This is a genomic window from Sphingomonas naphthae (assembly GCF_028607085.1).
GTDB lineage: Bacteria > Pseudomonadota > Alphaproteobacteria > Sphingomonadales > Sphingomonadaceae > Sphingomonas_Q > Sphingomonas_Q naphthae.
In genome coordinates this window covers 2,749,630-2,767,655 of the sequence record NZ_CP117411.1, presented here as the reverse complement: position 1 = coordinate 2,767,655, position 18,026 = coordinate 2,749,630, and the positions used below count along the sequence as shown (strand labels likewise).

The following is an 18,026-nucleotide window of genomic DNA, read 5'->3' as shown; positions in this document are numbered from 1 at the left end:
GTGGCGCCCGCGAAGAGCGGCTTGGGGATCGAGTTTCAAATCACCGCTGCCAGCGGCGATCTCAGATGGATCGCCCTGCAAGGCCGTGCTCGCCACGACGCGCATGGGAAGGCCACGCGTCTGACCGGTGTCGTCTCGGACATAACCGCGCGCAAGGAGGCAGACGCCAAACTGGCGCAGGCGCAGAAGATGGATGCCATCGGGCAGCTGACCGGCGGCGTGGCGCACGACTTCAACAATCTCCTCACACCCATCGTCGGTAGCCTGGATATCCTGCGCAGACGGATTGGAGACGACACGCGCGATCAAAAACTCGTCGCGGGCGCCTTACAGGCGGCCGAGCGGGCATCGACGCTGACGCAGCGGCTGCTCGCCTTCGCGCGCCGACAAACGCTTCAACCCTCGGCAGTAAACATCGGAGCACTGATCGACGGCATCTCGGATCTGATGAGGCGATCGCTCGGTCCAACGATCAACATCATATTCGACGTGCCGGACGGGCTGGCACCAGCACGGGTCGATCCCAACCAGCTTGAGCTGGCGTTGCTCAATCTGGCAATCAATGCGCGCGACGCGATGCCAAACGGGGGCCGGTTGACCCTATCGGCCGCAACCGTCGACGTGGCGGAACAAGAAGTGCCTGGCCTTCGGGCGGGCAGATACGTCCGGGTCGTGGCTTCCGACACCGGCACGGGGATGGACGAGGCTACACTTGCAAGGGCGATCGAGCCCTTCTTCTCCACGAAGGGCGTCGGCAAGGGGACCGGTCTCGGTCTTTCAATGGTCCACGGGTTGGCAGCTCAATCAGGCGGGACGCTGCAGCTTTCGAGCGTACTCAGCGAGGGAACGACCATCTCGCTCTGGCTGCCGGCGTCCGAAGAGTCGGCAAGTTCGCTCGTCACGTCGGGGCATGAGCCGATAAAGGCGGCTCGGGATGCCCAGATCCTGCTAGTAGACGACGAGGACCTGGTCAGGAGTGCCACGGCCGACATGCTCCGCGACATCGGCTACACCGTGCATGAAGTGTCCTCAGCGGCACAGGCCATCACCCTACTGCGTGACGGCCTTGAGGCCGAAGCACTCGTCACGGACTACCTAATGCCTGGGAAGACCGGTGCCCAGCTGATTCAAGAGATCCGCAGCGAAGGTCTGGATCTGCCGACGCTGCTCATCACGGGCTATGCCAATGCGGCCGAGGACATTCCTGCCGATGTCACGAAGCTCCCTAAGCCGTTCCGGCAGGTCGAACTTGCCGCACGCATGAGCGACCTGCTTTCCCGGCAGGACGGGGGCGTAACACAGGTCCAACCGAATTGACCGGCATTCTGGGCGGCGTCCGTTTCCCGTCCACCGCCCGGCAGGTCATGCTGCGGCCAGCACCGGTCCTCTTGGACGATGTCAACCCGACACGCGCGCTGAACGAGCCGATTGACGTAGTCCAGTTTACGCACGACCGGGTCCGTCAGCCGGAAGGGATAGAGGTCGGGCTGGCCCATCGCCCGGTTTATTGCATTCGCGGCGAATGCGAACGGTCCCCACTCGGAGACCAGCTGGGTCGTCTCGGCGTGATAGGGATCAAAGTCCACGGCGGGCTGATCCTCCGAGCCCGGCCATTCGGTCATCCGCATCCCGAACCCCTGGATGGTCGCGAGCGTATCCATGATATGCAGGAGGTGCGCGAAGGTCTCCGCAAAGTCCTCCCAGGGGTGCATCGTGGCGTAGGCTGAGACGAAGTCGCTGGTCCAGCCGCCACCCTCGCCGCCGCCGTAGTGCTTACCCATGGCCTCCTCGTAGCTGATCCGCTCGTCGCCGAAGACGGCGCGGAAGCCCTCGACCTCCGGCGTGTTCTCGATCAGCCGCGACCAGTAATAGTGGCCTACCTCATGCCTGAAATGGCCGAGAAGCGTGCGGTAGGGTTCGCCCAGCGACGTCCGCATCTTCTCTCGCTGGACATCGTCCGCTTCGATCAAGTTGAGGGTGATCAGGCCCGCTTCATGGCCGGTAGTAATCTGAACCGTGCCGGTTTCCTCGCCGACCGGATCATACAGGAAGTCGAATGCGAGACCCGGCTGCGTGCCGTTCGCCTCGGCCTCGGCAACGGTCTCGCACGGAAGGTTGAGATGCAGCACGGTGTGAAGCATCCGACGCTTCGCCGCTTCGATCTTCGCCCACCGCTCCGGAACGCTTGGCGCAGTCAGATCCGGGATGGTACGGTTGTGCTTGCAGGCAAGGCACAGCGGCTGATCGCCCACCGCAGGAACGAGCCAATTGCAAATCTGATACTCGTTGTTGTTCTGGCAGACGACCACGGCATGCTGCTCGTTCTGAGCATCACGCCACGTCGTTGCATTGTCCCCGAGGAAGAGGAGCTGATCGCTCGCCGGATCATAGCCGAGCGTAAACTCGCAATTCGGGCAGACGCGCACCTCAAAATGGGTGGGACGACTGCAGTTTGGGCATTCGTAAGGACGCATCGTGTCGGACCCCGTTTTCCAGAAACTTGGCGCCGAACGCCTTCGCGCCCATTCCGTGCCTGAGTGTAACCTGGATTAGTACGATTGCCGTTCCGACAACGTCGCCAAACCAAACGTGCCTTCGGTCACCGAACCGGTTGGTCCGAAGACGCGATTTCGATTTGCTTCGCTGATGGCTCCATTGTCTGCCGAGAGCGTTTCCGAGCCCCATTGAATCATGGTGACCTGCTCCCCGGAAATCATGCCATTGGTAGGTTAGCTCGTCAGATGGAGACGAGCGATGCGTCGAGGCCGTTTTACCGAGGACCAGATTATTGGCGTGCTGCGTGAGCACGAGGCGGGCGTGAAGACCGCCGAGCTATGCCGGAAGCATGGCATCAGCGATGCGACGTTCTACAACTGGAAGGCGAAGTACGGCGGCATGACCGTGTCGGAGGCGGCGCGGTTGCGCACGCTCGAGGATGAGAACCGTCGGCTGAAGAAGCTGCTGGCGGAGTCGATGCTGGACGTGTCGGCGCTGAAGGATCTGCTGGGAAAAAACTGACCCGGTCTGTGGATCGCTACGCTGCGGTGGAGAAGCTGATGGCCGACCACGGCTTCTCCGAGCGTCGCGCTTGCAGACTGATCGGGGTCAACCGGTCGGCATGGCAATATGAGCCGCTTCGCGGGAAGGACGACGCTGTGCGCGAACGGATGCGCGAGATCGCCAACGAGCGTCGTCGGTTCGGTTATCGCCGGCTGGCGGTCCTGCTCCGGCGTGAAGGCAAGGGCATGAACCTGAAGAAGATGTACCGGCTGTATCGCGAGGAGCGGCTGACGGTGCGAAAGCGCGGCGGCCGAAAACGAGCGTTGGGCACGCGGGCGCCGATGGCGATTCCGCAGGAACCCAACCAGCGCTGGTCGCTCGACTTCGTGTCGGATGCATTGGCCTGCGGCCGGCGGTTCCGCCTGCTCAATGTCATCGACGACTACAGCCGGGAGTGCCTGGCCTGCATCGTCGATACCTCGCTGTCAGGGCGGCGTGTCGTGCGGGAGCTGACGGCCATCGCCGAGCGTCGTGGGCTGCCATGCATGGTGGTCAGCGACAACGGGACCGAACTGACCAGTCACGCCGTCCTCGCCTGGTGCCAGGACACGGGCGTGGAGTGGCATTACATCGCGCCGGGCAAGCCGCAGCAGAACGGCTTTGTCGAGAGCTTCAATGGTCGCTTGCGCGACGAGTGCCTGAACGAGCACCTGTTCTCCTCGCTGGCTGCGGCGAGACGGATCATCGAGGCATGGCGGACAGACTATAACACCGTGCGTCCGCACAGCAGCCTCGGCGGCATGGCGCCCGCCGAGTTTACCAACCGCCCCCGCCAGGGGCATGAGGACACCGAAGCTAACTTATCAGCGGCATGAAAACGGGGAGCAGGTCAATGGGAATCGACATGGCCACCGAAACGCTGACCGCACACGACTTCAAAGATCCCGTCATCCTGCTTTCCGGCGGGGTCGATTACGAAATGTACAAGAGCTTCAGGGACCAACTCGCAGGTGCACCGGCGGAGGGGTTGATCGTGGTTGAGCTATCGACCCTCGGAGGCGACCCCGAGGTGGCTCGCATGATGGGCGAAGACGTCCGGTTCCACAGCGAACTCGAACCCGGCCGGCGCATCGTCTTCCTCGGCAAGGCCGCGATCTACTCGGCTGGCACCACCTTCATGAGCTTCTTCGCGCCCGAGAACCGCTACCTCACGCGCGGCACGAGGCTGATGATCCACGAGCGGAAGCTCTCGAAGCAGCTCGCGATCGATGGACCGCTGACGACCTGCATTGCCACCGTGAAGGCCACCCTCCACGAGATCGAGGCATCGATCGCGATCCAGAACGAGGGGTTCGAGAACCTCATCGCCGGCTCCCGCGTCACGATGGATGAACTGCTCGAGAAGGCACCTTCGAACTGGTACATCGAAGCGAGCGAGGCGCAGCAGCTCGGCCTCGTCGCTGCGGTGATCTGATGAGGACCGCCAGCCTCCCGGATGGCACCAACGTTCCGGCGCTTGGACAAGGCACCTGGAACATGGGCGAGTCCGACGCCTTGCGGGACGAAGAGATCGACGCTCTTCGCTTCGGGGTCGACCAGGGCATGACCCTCATCGACACGGCCGAGATGTATGCCGACGGAGGTGCCGAAAGGGTGGTCGGCGAGGCGATCCGCGGCCGGAGGCACGAGGTCTTCCTCGTCAGCAAGGCCTATCCGCAGAACGCCTCCCGCGCCCGCATCGCCAAAGCCTGCGAGGCGAGCCTCGATCGGCTCGGCACCGACCGGTTGGATCTCTATCTGCTTCACTGGCGCGGTAGCGTGCCGCTCGCCGAGACGGTCGAGGCGATGGAACGCCTCGTCCAGGCTGGGAAGATCCTGCGTTGGGGCGTGAGCAACCTCGATATCGACGACATGGAGGAGCTGGTCGCGGTCGGCGGTGGAGCGTGCGCCACCGACCAGATCCTCTACAATCTGAGCCGGCGTGGACCCGAATTCGAACTGCTCCCCTGGCTTTCGAGGCGAGGCATTCCCGTAATGGCCTACAGCCCCGTCGAGCAGGGACGTCTGCTAAACCACCCCGCGCTCGAGAACATGGCTCGCAGGAGGGGAGTGACGCCCGTCCAGGTAGCCCTTGCGTGGCTCCTTCGGACGCCTGGTATGATCGCGATCCCGAAAGCGGCGAAGCGCGCCCACGTCCGAGAGATTTGCTGCGCCCCGGAACTGACCTTGGATGAAGCGGACATGATTGAGCTAGAAAAATCCTTTCCGCGGCCCACGAAGCCCGGGCCGTTGGAGATGCTCTAGCTCCGGCGAGATGCGCGGAGATTGCGATCGCGTTGCGCGTTCATTCCAAAACTCAGGTTCCGGGACGGGAAAATGCTCATGGCGGAGAAGAAGGGGCACGGAAGCGAGACTGCGAAGCGTGCCAACGCAAAGGCGGCCAAAGACGGCGAAAAGAATCCACGCAAGTCGTCGGCGGCGCAGTCCGAACTCGGCAAGAAGGGTGCCGCGGCCAAGAAGCGATGACTTCGGACCGAGATAAGACAAGGACTAACCTAAATCAGTTATCGGCGCGCTGTCGAACAAAATGCCGCGCGACGCGTTGCGATAGTTCTTTGTAGGGGATGATCATGAAAGTACTTCTCACCGCGACGCTCACGCTAGGGTTCGTCGCGTCGGCCGCCTATGCCGAAACGCCCAAGCCTTCCGAGTTCGTCGAAAAGGCAGGCGCGTCCGATACGTTCGAAATAGACTCCGCGAAGCTCATGGCGACGTCGAAGAACCCGACGATCAGCAAGTTCGCCACGAAGATGATCACGGACCACACAAAGAGTACGAAGATGGTCACAGCCGCGGCGAAAGCCGACGGCCTCGCGCTTAAGGCGCCATCCCTGACGGTGGCACAGCGTACCGACCTGACGGCGCTGAAGGCAGTCCCGGCGGGCAAGACCAAGGACGAGCTCTACGTGAAGCAGCAGAAGGCGGCGCATGCCGAAGCCTTGGCGCTCATGAAGGACTATTCGGCGAACGGCTCCGCCACGCACCTCAAGATGACCGCCGCCAAGATCGTGCCGGTCGTCGAGATGCATGCGTCCATGCTGCCGACCCTCTAATCCAGCCGCTTCGCGGTCTTGCAACCGCAGAGCAGATAAGGGCCGCCACTCGCGATCACCGCGTCTGGCGGCCTTTGCGTTCCGTGATCGGGCGGTCAGGCAGCGAGCAGGTTCGCGGCGTGCCAGCTGTTCACGGCCGTCGTCTCGAAGAACAGGACTTCGTCCTCGGACAGGTGAATTCGCTGCTTCGACTGGAGCAGGAAACGCTCTCCCGCCCTCACCACCCAGAGCTGCCGATCGCTGGGCCGGTTCGCGCGGGCGAGAAGCGCGCTGGTGTCGATCACACCGGCGTCGATCCCAAGGAGCTGACCGTCAACGTCGACGATGTGGCGCAGTCCGATGTCCGAGAAACCCATGTCACTGTCTCCTTCTTCGACAAGAAGGGTTTCTCACGCGGGCACGTCAAAAGCTGTCACCCCCGTGCTCCCGCAGGAGACAGAGCGCGTTGACGAGCGACATCTCCTGCACCGACCGGCACGGCGTTTCGAGCAGCAGCGGGCTGGCGAATACTATGGCTGCCGCCTGAGCGCGGGAGACCGCGACATTGATCCGGTTGAGCGAGAACAGGAACTCGATGTCCCGGGGTAGCTCCTCGCCGCTCGACGTCGCCATGGACACGAGACAGACCGGAGCCTCCTGCCCCTGGAAGCGGTCCACCGTTCCGACCCGGACCTGCTGGGGAAGCGCCGCACGAAGGGCGTTCACCTGTGCGTTATAGGGTGCCACAACGAGGATGTCGGCGTAGTCAGTAACCCTCTCGGAGCCATCGCGGCTCCGGTAGGTCGACCCGACCAGCGCCTTGATCTGGTCGCGAACGGCCGCGATCTCCTCCGGACAAACCTGCGATCGTCCGACATGAGAGACAGCGCGAACCCCCGCACCGATGAGCGAATGCCCCGTCGTGAGCCTGAGATCCTGTCGGCCGGCTGCGTCGTCGGAGTGGAGCCGGTCCTCGTAGACTGCGGTTGAGATGAAGCTGCAGACGGCGGGGTGCATGCGTCGGCTCACCGGCATGAAGATCCCCCGATCCGCAGGCACGACACGGTGGCCGTCGATCAGGTATTCCAGACAAGACTCTCCGCTCCGGCCGGGATGCGATCCCTGAAGCGGCTGCGGCAGCTGCATGGGATCCCCGACCAGCACGATGTTCCTGGCTGCTCGCGACATAGCGACGATGTTGGCGAGCGAGACCTGCCCCGCCTCGTCAACGAAGAGATAGTCGAAGGCAGGCGCCTCGTATCTGGCGAAATGCCAAGCAGTAGCCCCGACGACGTCGGCGGTCGCGATCTCGGGAGCATCGTTGGCTGACACGAGGGAGATGCCGGGATGTCGGTCGTCGTCGCCTTCATCGTTGGCCTTTTGCACGACACGGCAGCGCGCACCCTCCGCAAGCGCGCGATCCGCGACCGCTTCAAGAAGATTGCCGATCGCCTTGTGGCTGTTCGACGAGACGCCGACACGCTTGCCGGCCCGCACAAGGTCGAGGATCGAAAGCGCGCTGACATAGGTCTTGCCCGTCCCCGGCGGCCCCTGAATCGCAAGCGTCGTGCCGTCCATCGCACCGATGGCGGCGCTCGTCTGACTGGGGAGATCTCCGGTCTCGTCGATGATGCCTTCAGGGCGAGAGCCGTCGACGAACCGCGGAGCGGCACGCGTGAGGAGATGTTCGACCGCTGCAGTCGTGCCGCTGTCTTGGATTACGGCCTCGGTCACAGCGGCAACGGCGGTCCGAAGCGTCGCGTTGGCAATCGGCTTTCCCGGGATCAGATCGAGCTTGTCAGGAAGCGCGCCCTTCGCACTCGATCGGCGCAGCACGAGCGTTCCCGCCGTCACATCGATCTCGCGAAGGTCAACGTCCTCGGGCATCGCTGCGGGCTTCACGCAGGGCTTCTTGCCGGCGCGCAGCTTCGTCTCCTGCGTGGGGAATCTGTAGGTGCGCTCGAACGACTTGGCGGTCACCTTCACGGCCTCGCCGACGGCCTCCAGTCCTTGAATGCACTCGAGGTCGTCGATCAATTCCTCGCTTTCCTGCGCGAGACGATCGAAGATCGCCCACCATGCGGGCTTGTCCTCCCGCTTGTGGAAGAAGTTCAGGTCCAGAAGCAGCTCTGCGACTCCGTCGCCGAGACGTTCGCCGACCGGCGCGAGCCTCGCCCGCAGAGCCGCGACCTCGGCGTCCTCGGCATCGACGTTGGCCAAGGCGCCAGCGTCGGAGATCTCGCCGAGCTGAGGCCAAGGCATCTCAGCAGGCCTCACGTCGCTTACGAGCCAGTCGCGCAGAAGCTGCGTCGAGATGCAGTCCGTCCTGTTGTAGTCGTAGATCTTCTCGAGAAGGCCATCATCGCCCGACTCGCGCCAGTTCTCGTAGAAGACAACGCTCGCGCCGGCCGTGGCCACGTCGGCATCGCGCTTCGGCATGTAGAAGGCCTCGAGGTCCTTGATCGAGTAGCCCTTCTCCGAAGCGATGAGGGATCCAGAGACAACCTTGAAGAGATCGACGAAGCGCCTCTCGCGCTGCAGCTGGTCCATCGCCGCCTCGCCGACCCGGTGCTCCGAGGTCAGGCGCCGGAGCGCAGCGATCTCGTAGTTCGCGTAGTGATAGATTCGCGCCTTCGGGTGGCGGCGCAGATGCGCTACGAAGAAATCTAGCAGCTCGGCGACGGATCGGCCTTCGGCCTCGCGGTCGTGGGCCCAGAAGGCCCGGAATGCCCAGTCCTCGCCCTCACGGAACCGGACACCGTGAAGGTATTCGAGCCCACCCTCGTAATAGGGGTCGCCCTCGATGTCGTAGAAGAGATCGCCGTCATCGGGCTCGGGCAGCAGTCCCAACCCCTTGCCGGGCTCGAAGTCACGCAGTTCGAAGCCGGGAGCGCCGCCCGCCCGGCGGCGTCTCTGGAGCTGAGCCTGAACCCGCAGGCGGGACTGGGTCTCGGTCGAGAGCTTCGGGATCCGGGCATCGGCATCCGCCAGCCCGGCGAGCGTGGTCACTCCGGCCGCCTCGATCTTGCGGCGCTGCGACTTCGTGATGCCGGCGACCAGCGAGAGACTGTCAAGCCTCTCCCACTCCGAGTGGCAGTGTTCCCGCCATCTGCAGAGGCTACAACTCGAGACGGGATCGGGCCGGGTCGCGGGACGCTCCTGTAGGAAGACCTCGAACACGGCGCGGGCGTGCCGCGCGTACGAGGACACGTCACCCAGACGGACCGTGAAACGCGACCCGTCCCCGAGCTGGAGATGGGCGGCTTCCGGGCGAACACCCTGAACCTCGGCAATGAGGTCGGAATACAGGGAGAGCTGAAGGACGTGCTTAGGATCAGGCTTCCGCTTGAGCTTGGTGTCGACGACTTCGTACGACCATTCCCCCAGTCCTGAAGGGGTGTCGACGCGTTGGAGGAAATCGGAATAGCCTCCCCACACACCGCCAAGAAGCGCACCTTGGAAGATGATGTCGGGGCCTTGGCGCATGGCATCCGCCGTGAGTCCGACCGACTTCTCGAGTGAAATGCCGTCCTTGGGGATCTCGACCACCGTTCGACCAGACGAGCGGAGCTCCTCGAGGAAGGCTAGCTCGTGCGCGTCCCCCTGCCGCTGCAGCAACTCGGCTTCCTCACCGTCCGCGCAGGGCGTCAGATCGCCGATCTCGATCAGCCGTAGATCGAGCGTCGATGCGTGACGGCATCCCTTGAACCTCATCAGATCGGACGCGGACAGTCGCAACCCGCCGTCAGTTACACGCATCGACACCACCCTTTTCACTGACATAGCATGCGTGGGTGTCAAAAGCTGTCGGGGAGCTTGTATCATGGCATTTTCGAAAGCGCAGGAGCTTCTTAGACTTGCGATGCTCGCGACAGGCCGTCGTGGTGTCACCGTGGAAGATATCGCAGAAGAATTTGCGTGCTCGGAGCGTACGGCGCAAAGGATGACAGTCGCGCTGCAGGCAGCGTTTCCCCAAACCGAATATCGAATTGGGGATGACCGGCGCGCTCGGTGGTCCATCCCCGCCCGACATATAGCTCACCTTCTTACACCATCTTCAGACGAACTTGTTGCTCTTGCTGAGGCTATAAATCAGCTCGATCGCGCTGGAATGAAGCAGGAAGCATCTCGAGCGCGCAGCTTAGAGCGGAAAGTCAAAGCTCTCATTCCGCCCGAGCAGGGCACGCGGCTCGATGTCGACAAGGAGGCCGTTCTCGAGGCGTTGGGTCATGCAGCCCGCCCGGGACCCAGGCCTGCGGGCGATGAACACGTGGTGGATGCGATCTATGAGGCGCTCAAGGGCTGCAACCTGCTTCGCATCCTCTACCGAAAACGCGAGGATGAGGCGCCCAAGGAGCGCGTCGTAGCACCGCACGGGCTGCTTCTCGGGGTCCGCAGGTATCTCGTCGCGCGCGACGCCGCCAAGGGCCCGAAGGCCAACCTTCAGCACTATCGGGTAGAGGAGATCTACAAGGCCGAGCTGTTGGATGAAACCTTCGAGATCGATCCCGGCTTCAATCTCAAGAAGCACGCCGAGAAGGGCTTCGGTTCCTACGAAAGCGAGAGGGAGTTCGGAGAGGTCGCGTGGCGATTCAAGCCGGACGCCGCCGCGCGGGCACGTCGATATGTCTTCCACCCGAAGCAGACGACCGAGGAGCTCGACGACGGATCGCTCATCGTGCGGTTTGAAGCGTCAGGGCATCTGGAGATGACGTGGCACCTCTACTCCTGGGGCGACTCCGTCGAAGTGCTCGCACCGAGGGCGTTGAGCGACATGGTCGAGGGACACCAGCGCAGGTTCGCCGCGCTGCCGTGACCCTCCAACGATGAGATCAGGCCAGCATGGATGGGTGAGGGCGGACCTTGGCGTCTCTCTCGTCCGCCCTCCCGACATGCCTCAGAGCCTCATCAATCCACCATCGACAGCCAGCGTCTGTCCGGTCACGAACCGGGCGTCATCGCTGGTGAGGAAGGCGACAGGTCCTGCAATGTCCGCTGGCTTGCCTAGCCGCTTGATCGCCTGTGTCATGTAGACCTGCGCCTTCTGCTCGTCAGGCATGCCGCTGGCGCCTTCGGTGTCGGTGATCCCCGGGTGCACCGCGTTGACGATGATGTTGTCCGCCGCAAGCTCGTTGGCGAGGGCACGGACCAAGCCGACGACACCCATCTTTGAAGCGACGTAGTGCGAGAAGCCCATCCCTGGCGGAGTGACGAGGCCGACCGCATCGGACGCGATGGCGACGATGGCTCCGCCGCCCGCCTTCCGCATCAGTGGCGCAATCGCTCGGGCGCCCAGCATGTGGGCGTCGAGATTCACCGCGAACACCTGATGCCAAGCGTCGAGCGTCATCTCGTCGATTGTAGCGACAGGATAGATCCCGGCAGCGTGCACGAGGATATCTGCCTTTCCGAACCGACGAGCGACCTCTTCGGCTACGTTAGCCCAACCCGCCTCGTCGGAAACATCGGCGGTCAAGGAGAGGGCGTCAGCGCCAAGCGCTTCCGCGACGCTTGTCGCATCCTCCCGTCCGACGATCACGACCGTCGCGCCACGTTGTGCCAGCAGTTCAGCGATGCCGCGGCCAATCCCTTGGCGACCGCCGGTCACTATCGCGACCTTTCCTTGATGGGTTTTCATAACTTCACTCCTTGGTTGTGACGTTGGCGGCGAGGGCGCGCAGGCGCGGCTCACCGATCTCGGAAAGCATGTCGGCGTAGCGCGGCGACCATCGCAGCGCGGCACGCGTGGAGGCGTCGCGGATCCGGCTGGAGACGCTCATTATCAAGGCGCCGAAGTCGCCCCAGACTGCGGCCGCCTCCTCCATCGAAATGGATCGGAGCGGCACGCCGAGATCGCGAGCCACCGCTTCCGCGATCCAGCGGTTCGGCACCTCACCGGCGACGCCATGGTAAAGCGCGCCCGGCTCCCCAACTTCGGTCGCGCGCACGAAGAGCGTGGCGACATCTTCGATGTGGACATGGCCATACGTCGCGAGGCCATTTCCGACGTAGCATGCGGCGCCTGTCGCGGAGACCGACCGGTAAACCATCGAGACGTGTCCGTGATCGCCCGGGCCCCAGATCTGCGGGGGACGGATCACCATCGCCCGCAGTCCACGCTTCGATGCCGCCTGGACGAGCCGCTCAGTCGCCGCCCGCTGTTCCGCCAGCGGCTCCGGTTGGAACGCCTCCGCTTCCGAAAAGCTGTCGGCACTCCAGGCACCCTTGGTCCGCTGACACAGCACTCCCGAACCGGATAGGAAGATGAAGTTGCGACGGCTGTCAGCGAGGCCTGAGAGCAGCCTCGCGACTGTCATCTGCTCCGCTGCTGGGTCAATCTGGGCGGCATACAAGGTCACGTCGTGAGCTCGTGACGCCGACAACACGGCGTCGAACTCGTGCTCGAGATTTCCGACGATGGGGTCGATGCCGGCATCCTGAAGCTGCTTGAGCGCGGTCGGCGATCTGGCCAGGCCCCGGACCTGCCAGCCGCATGAGATCAAATGCCGCGCGATGCCGCCGCCCACGAAGCCGGTAGCGCCGATGATGAATGCCGTTGGCAATGACATGCTCCTTCGAAAAGGCATGTCGGTTGCGATGATGTCTCGTATTAGCCTATATAATTTGATATCTTCTATCTATGGAGCCGATGGATGCTTAACGGGGTTTCCCTCGATCAACTCCGCACCTTCGTAGCGTCGGCTGACGGTGGCAGCTTCTCAGCTGCGGGTCGGACGCTGGGCCGGGCGCAGTCGGTCGTCAGTCAGACGATCGCCAACCTGGAAGGCCAGCTCGGGGTCGCGCTATTCGAGCGCATCGGGCGCTATCCGGTCCTGACCGCGCAGGGTTCCAGCCTGCTCGACGACGCGCGCCGCATCGTCACCGATGCCGATCAGATGCGGGCGCGGGCGCGAAGCCTGGCTGAGGGTCTTGAAGCCGAATTGGCGATCGTCGTCGACGTCATGTTCCCCCAGCCGCAGCTGACGGCTGGCGTGCTCGACTTCAAGCGGACATTTCCGTCCACGCCGCTGCGGCTGCACGTGGAGGCACTCGGAGCTGTTGCCCAACTCGTTCTCGATGGCGTGTGCAGCATGGGGATAACCGGCACGCTGCCGTTTCCTCCGCCAAGTCTGGCTGCGACCCCTCTCATGACGGAGCAGATCGTAACCGTCGTTGCCCCCGGCTCGCCACTGGCGCGGTCGGAAGGCGTCGTTCCTCTGCGCATGCTTCTGGGTCAGACCCAGCTGGTGCTCACCGACCGGTCCTGTTTGACGGATGGGACCGACTACGGCGTGCAGGGCAAGGACATCTGGCGCTTGTCCGACCTCAGCGCAAAGCTGGCATTTCTTCGGGCAGGGCTCGGATGGGGACACATGCCGCGCTGGCTGGTCGAGGAGGATATCGGAGCCGGCCGTCTCGTTCCCATCGTCATTGAGGGGCCGGCGGCCGGCATAATGCCCTTCCAAGCGGTCTACCGGTCGAATGCCCTGCCGGGTCCAGCGGGGCGCTGGCTGCTGGACCGCCTCTCGCAAGCCAGCTGAAGGACCGCAGGTTCATTTTCGTTTAATCGGATGTTCGAATCCAGCCTGCGACCCAAAGCTAACGAAAATCGCCTCGCTTGATACCTTCCGTCGGCTGGCCAGAATGTGTCCGAGCCGAAACGTGGTTTGATTTTTTACGCGAAGGAAAAGACTATTCCGAGCCAGTTCGGCAATCTTCGGTGCTTCCGATAATTTGAGTGCTGGCACGGCATGGTTCGGAGGTAAGCTATCGACCACCTCCGGCCGTTCCCTTACTTGCCATGGAACGACGGTCGCGCACAGAAGCCGCCATTCGCCCTGCCCAAAACTGCCGGCCGGCAAGCGCCTAGTCACGACCCGCCAGCAGATGGCGAGAGCTTCGCGACACTGGTCAGACCAGCACGTCCAGCGGGACCATGGGGCATGTCACATGGGCCGTCGGCGAGATCTGCTATAGTGCGGTGAGCGATCTTCCCGCGGCCGTGTTGCATCCGAAAGCCGATGAAGTCCGGCGCCAGGCAGATGCGGCGCTTGTGTCCTGATAGCGCCTGGCCGCTTCTCCGCGCCGACAGGCACTGAGAGGACCAGCGGGATCACGGCTTTCGTTCGGCGTCCTTCCTGTCGGCCTCGGCCGGAGTCAGCCTGGCGCGTTCGCGAATGCGACGTTCCAGCGGAGCGCCCACGAACAGTACGAGCATCGCAAGGCTCAACCCACCGATGATGAGCGGCCACACCGCCAACCCTGCTGCCGCGCCGATGGTGGCTGTGACCCAGATGCACGCGGCGGTCGCCAGTCCGTGTACTTCCTGACCCTGGCCGACCCGCAGTACCGCGCCGGCACCGATGAAACCGACGCCGGACAGAATGCCCTGCATCGCCCGTCCTGCGGCATCGGCGTTCACATTCGGCAAGCCACTATGCACGATCGCCTGCACGGCGATGCAGCTCGCCAGACCGACCAGGCCCAGCGTCCGCAAGCCCATGATCTGCCGGTTCTCGCGCGAGCGTTCCCAACCGAGCACCATCCCGGCCGCGGTCGCCACGACCAGCCGGCCGATCGCGTCGATCCAGAAGCCGATGTCCGATGCCGCCGATGCTTCGATCATTCGACCAGCACGTGCACGTGATGCCAAGCGGTGCATAGATAGCCGGCGAAGTTCCACATCGTGTCCGGCCGGTCGGGCTGTCCCTGTCCAGCCTCGTCGAAGGCGCGCACGACAAGATGCTGGCGACCCTTGGCGAGCATGGCGTCGAAGGCCCAGCGCCGCCAGCCCCAGTGCGTCTCCGGATCAGGTGCCAACGTCGCCTGTTGCCAGTCACGACCGCCGTTCACCGACACCTCCACCCGAGAGATGCGGCGATCATAGGCAATGGCATAACCCTCGATCCGCACCTCCCCGGCCGGCAGGCTTTCGCCAGAGCTGGGCGCGCAGATCGCGGCGTTGAGCGGCATGGCATTGATGGTCAGACCCTGGCTCCAGTCGACGGTGTCGCTCGTCACATCGGCGGGAAAGAGCTTGTAGTCGTGCTCCTGGATCGGTGCGCCGGATGGCGTGTCGCGCACCTCGATCCGTGTCAGCCATTTGGCGCTCCGCACCCCGGCATAGCCCGGCACCACCATGCGGAGCGGTGCGCCGTGTTCGGGCGTCAGCGGCTCGCCGTTCATCGCCCAGGCAATGAGGACGTCGGGCTGCCGCGCCTTGTCCATGGCGATCGAGACCCCGAACAATGCTTCCTCGCCTTCCACGTCCACCTCGTCCGCGCCGGTGAACGCCACGAACAGGTCGGACGCATCCAGCGCACCGACCGCATCCAGCACGTCGGACAGCCGCACACCGGTCCACTCCGCATTGCCGATCGCGCCTACATCCCACGGATCGCCGGACGTCCTGGCAACCTGCTGAAAATCCGTGCGCCGGTTGCCGGCGCACTGGAGAACCGCCGTCACCGTGCGCGTGGCAAACGCGCTCTTCAGTTCCTCCACCGAGAAGAAGCGACTTTCCCTACTCGTGCCGCTCACCTCGATCCGGTGATCGGCGGGCAGATCAGGCACCGCACCATGGCTGCGTACGTAGAACAGCGCCTGCGGCGTCAGGAACCGCTCGATCAGCGCGCCGGGCGTCGGCTCGGCGTTGTAGGGATCTGGTTTGCGCTCGATCATCTCAGTCATGGACCATCAAACGCAACGAGCGAGCGAACCGCTGCAAGCCTGTAAGACAATCGCAGACGAAGGCTTACCGATCGATCTGATATTCAGATTGTAATGAACGGATCAAACGGTTGGTCGTATCGATCACATTGCGAGATATAAGCTGCATGACCCTGGAGCAGCTCAGAATCTTCGTCGGTGTCGCCGAGCGCGAGCACGTCACCAAGGCAGCAGAGGCGCTGAACGTCACGCAGTCCGCTGCGTCTGGTGCGGTTGCAGCCCTGGAGGCGCGCTACGGGGTTCCTCTGTTTCACCGCGTCGGGCGTGGCATCCAGCTGACCGAGGCAGGCCGCGGCTTTCTGGAGGAAGCGCGCGCGGTGCTGGGTCGGGCAGCGCATGCCGAGACGATGCTGGCGGACTATGCCGGGCTTGCACGTGGTTCGTTGCGGATCGTCGCCAGCCAGACGATCGCGAGCTACTGGTTGCCCGCAAAGCTCACAGCCTTCCGCGAACGCCACCCGCAGATCGCGGTCGAACTGGCGATCGACAACACGGAAGGTGCGGCAGCGCAGGTCCTGAGCGGCGCGGCGGAACTCGGTTTCGTTGAAGGCGAGGTGGACGAATCGTCGCTGGCGCACTGGAACGTCGGGCGTGATCCGATGGTACTGGTCGGCCGCGAGGACGCTGATCGCGTCGATGAAGACTGGCTTCGCGCTGCACGCTGGATTGTCCGCGAGCAGGGATCAGGCACGCGCTCGACCTTCGAGGACGTGCTGCGAATGCGCGGGTTTGATCCGACGCAACTGACAGTAGCCATGACGCTGCCGTCCAACGAAGCGGTGCGCACCGCGGTCGAGGCAGGTGCCGGCGTCGCCGTATTGTCGCGATTGGTCGTCGCACGTGCGTTGAAGGCCGGCGATCTGGTCGAGCTGCCGCTTGGGTTGCCCGATCGCGCCTTCCACGCGCTGCGACACAAGGAACGCTATCGCACCCGCGCGGCCGACGCGCTTACGGACCTCATCAAGGAGCAGGTCGCATGACTGCCGACACACCTTCGGTCCTGACCGGCCTCAAGCCGCTCAGCCGGCTCGACCATCCGCGCGAGATGATCCGCCAGTTCACACCCAACTGGTTCGCCGCGACGATGGGCACCGGTATCCTCGCCCTCGCGCTGCCGCAAGTGCCCGGCATCGGCTCCTCGCTCAAACCGATTGGTGAGGTGTTGTGGTTCTTCAACATCGCGCTCTTCGCGCTGTTTACTGGTCTCTATGGCGCGCGCTGGACGATGTTCGGGCACGAGGCGCGGCGCATTTTCGGGCACAACACCGTATCGATGTTCATCGGGACCATTCCGATGGGCCTGGCGACGATCATCAACGGATGCCTCGGCTTCGGGATCGCGCGGTTCGGTAACGGCATCGTGCCGGTCGCACATGTCCTGTGGTGGATCGATGTCGCCATGTCGCTCGCCTGCGGCGTACTGATCCCGTACCTGATGTTCACCCGCCACGAGCACAGCCTGGACGGCATGACCGCGGTATGGCTGCTGCCGGTCGTCGCAGCCGAGGTTGCGGGCGCCAGCGGCGGGCTGCTCGCGCCGCATCTGGTCGACGCGCAAGCGCAGCTGGTGGTGCTCGCCACTTCCTACGTGCTGTGGGCCTATTCGGTGCCGGTCGCGTTCGGCATCCTCGCCATTCTGATCCTGCGCATGGCGCTCCATAAGCTCCCGCACGAGAGCATGGCGGCATCCTCCTGGCTCGCGCTGGGGCCGATCGGCACCGGGGCGCTGGGTATGCTGGTGCTCGGGGCGGATGCGCCGGCAATCCTCGCGGCGCACGGGCTGGCCGGTGTCGGTACCGTCGCACAAGGGATCGGCGTTGTCGCCGGGCTCTGCCTGTGGGGTTTCGGCCTGTGGTGGCTGGCGCTCGCGACGCTTATCACCATCCGCTACTGGCGCGCCGGCGTTCCGTTCAACCTTGGCTGGTGGGGCTATGCCTTCCCGCTCGGCGTCTACACCGTCGCCACCTTCCGCCTCGGCACGACGCTGAACCTCGGCTTCTTCGGTATCGTCGGCACGGTGCTGACGATCGCGCTCGCGGCGATGTGGCTGCTGGTCGGTGCCAAGACGCTCGCCGGAGCATGGCGCGGCAACCTGTTCGTTTCGCCCTGCATCGCTACCCCGAACTGATCCGCCATGATGATCGGATCAGTCGGTCCGATCACTTGCAGAACGCCCCTTCGATCCGCCAGCCTTGCTGGCCACAG

The 18,026-nt window shown here is 63.9% G+C and carries 16 protein-coding genes and 1 pseudogene; 10 read left to right on the top strand and 7 right to left on the bottom strand.

Translation table 11 applies throughout. The annotated features are described in order from the left end of the window. Window positions 1–189 precede the first annotated feature (189 nt). Window positions 190–1,197: pseudogene (locus PQ455_RS13295) on the top strand (ATP-binding protein); the annotation flags it as partial. Here PQ455_RS13295 and PQ455_RS13290 read toward each other — a convergent pair. Next, window positions 1,179–2,474, bottom strand: a complete 1,296-nt coding sequence (locus tag PQ455_RS13290; RefSeq protein WP_273686570.1) for a zinc-binding metallopeptidase family protein — start codon at window positions 2,472–2,474, stop codon at window positions 1,179–1,181. The pseudogene PQ455_RS13295 and the gene PQ455_RS13290 overlap by 19 nt on opposite strands. Window positions 2,475–2,754: 280 nt before the next feature. Here PQ455_RS13290 and PQ455_RS13285 point away from each other — a divergent pair. From PQ455_RS13285 to PQ455_RS13265, 5 genes are all read left to right on the top strand, one after another. Continuing rightward, window positions 2,755–3,875 (top strand): IS3 family transposase gene (locus tag PQ455_RS13285; protein ID WP_273686543.1). Its coding sequence is split into 2 segments (ribosomal slippage): window positions 2,755–3,004 and window positions 3,004–3,875, totalling 1,122 coding nucleotides; the frame shifts between segments, so codons are not numbered across the junction. 29 nt (window positions 3,876–3,904) lie between these two features. Beyond that, entirely contained in the window at window positions 3,905–4,474 is a 570-nt protein-coding gene (locus PQ455_RS13280; RefSeq protein WP_273686568.1) for a peptidase S14, read from the top strand. Beyond that, a complete protein-coding gene (locus PQ455_RS13275; protein ID WP_273686567.1) occupies window positions 4,474–5,304 on the top strand; it encodes an aldo/keto reductase in 831 nt (276 codons plus the stop codon). The genes PQ455_RS13280 and PQ455_RS13275 overlap by 1 nt, the downstream gene beginning before the upstream one ends. Window positions 5,305–5,382: 78 nt before the next feature. Continuing rightward, a complete protein-coding gene (locus tag PQ455_RS13270; protein WP_273686566.1) occupies window positions 5,383–5,526 on the top strand; it encodes a hypothetical protein in 144 nt (47 codons plus the stop codon). 104 nt (window positions 5,527–5,630) lie between these two features. Next, window positions 5,631–6,113 carry a DUF4142 domain-containing protein gene (locus PQ455_RS13265; RefSeq protein ID WP_273686565.1) on the top strand — a complete coding sequence of 161 codons (483 nt, stop codon included), beginning with the start codon at window positions 5,631–5,633 and terminating at the stop codon, window positions 6,111–6,113. Between the two features lie 95 nt (window positions 6,114–6,208). Here the strand turns inward: PQ455_RS13265 and PQ455_RS13260 are convergent, their stop codons facing one another. Next, window positions 6,209–6,469, bottom strand: a complete 261-nt coding sequence (locus PQ455_RS13260) for a hypothetical protein (RefSeq protein WP_273686564.1) — start codon at window positions 6,467–6,469, stop codon at window positions 6,209–6,211. Window positions 6,470–6,515: 46 nt separating this feature from the next. Then, on the bottom strand, window positions 6,516–9,851 hold the full coding sequence (locus PQ455_RS13255) for a TM0106 family RecB-like putative nuclease (RefSeq protein ID WP_273686563.1): 3,336 nt from the start codon (window positions 9,849–9,851) through the stop codon (window positions 6,516–6,518). A gap of 352 nt (window positions 9,852–10,203) precedes the next feature. Between PQ455_RS13255 and PQ455_RS13250 the strand changes: the two genes are divergently transcribed. Next, window positions 10,204–10,908 carry a helix-turn-helix transcriptional regulator gene (locus PQ455_RS13250; RefSeq protein ID WP_273686562.1) on the top strand — a complete coding sequence of 235 codons (705 nt, stop codon included), beginning with the start codon at window positions 10,204–10,206 and terminating at the stop codon, window positions 10,906–10,908. Window positions 10,909–10,989: 81 nt separating this feature from the next. Here the strand turns inward: PQ455_RS13250 and PQ455_RS13245 are convergent, their stop codons facing one another. Together PQ455_RS13245 and PQ455_RS13240 are read right to left on the bottom strand one after the other, a co-directional pair. Beyond that, window positions 10,990–11,730, bottom strand: a complete 741-nt coding sequence (locus tag PQ455_RS13245; protein ID WP_273686561.1) for an SDR family NAD(P)-dependent oxidoreductase — start codon at window positions 11,728–11,730, stop codon at window positions 10,990–10,992. Between the two features lie 4 nt (window positions 11,731–11,734). Beyond that, entirely contained in the window at window positions 11,735–12,655 is a 921-nt protein-coding gene (locus tag PQ455_RS13240; protein ID WP_273686560.1) for an NAD-dependent epimerase/dehydratase family protein, read from the bottom strand. A gap of 90 nt (window positions 12,656–12,745) precedes the next feature. On the opposite strand from PQ455_RS13240, the gene PQ455_RS13235 reads away from it, so the two are divergent. Continuing rightward, entirely contained in the window at window positions 12,746–13,633 is an 888-nt protein-coding gene (locus PQ455_RS13235) for a LysR family transcriptional regulator (protein WP_273686559.1), read from the top strand. Between the two features lie 572 nt (window positions 13,634–14,205). On the opposite strand, the gene PQ455_RS13230 is transcribed toward PQ455_RS13235, so the two are convergent. Then, window positions 14,206–14,718 carry an MgtC/SapB family protein gene (locus PQ455_RS13230; RefSeq protein ID WP_063690133.1) on the bottom strand — a complete coding sequence of 171 codons (513 nt, stop codon included), beginning with the start codon at window positions 14,716–14,718 and terminating at the stop codon, window positions 14,206–14,208. Then, the gene (locus PQ455_RS13225; RefSeq protein WP_273686558.1) at window positions 14,715–15,782 is read right to left on the bottom strand and encodes a sulfite oxidase; all 1,068 of its coding nucleotides are present in this window, start codon (window positions 15,780–15,782) and stop codon (window positions 14,715–14,717) included. Before PQ455_RS13225 ends, PQ455_RS13230 begins: the two co-directional genes overlap by 4 nt. 146 nt (window positions 15,783–15,928) lie before the next feature. Here PQ455_RS13225 and PQ455_RS13220 point away from each other — a divergent pair, with 146 nt between their 5' ends. After that, window positions 15,929–16,801 (top strand): LysR family transcriptional regulator, encoded by an 873-nt coding sequence (locus PQ455_RS13220; protein WP_273686557.1) that lies wholly within the window; start codon window positions 15,929–15,931, stop codon window positions 16,799–16,801. A 65-nt stretch (window positions 16,802–16,866) separates the two neighbouring features. Further along, window positions 16,867–17,949 carry a TDT family transporter gene (locus PQ455_RS13215; RefSeq protein WP_273686556.1) on the top strand — a complete coding sequence of 361 codons (1,083 nt, stop codon included), beginning with the start codon at window positions 16,867–16,869 and terminating at the stop codon, window positions 17,947–17,949. The last annotated feature ends 77 nt before the right edge of the window (window positions 17,950–18,026 follow it).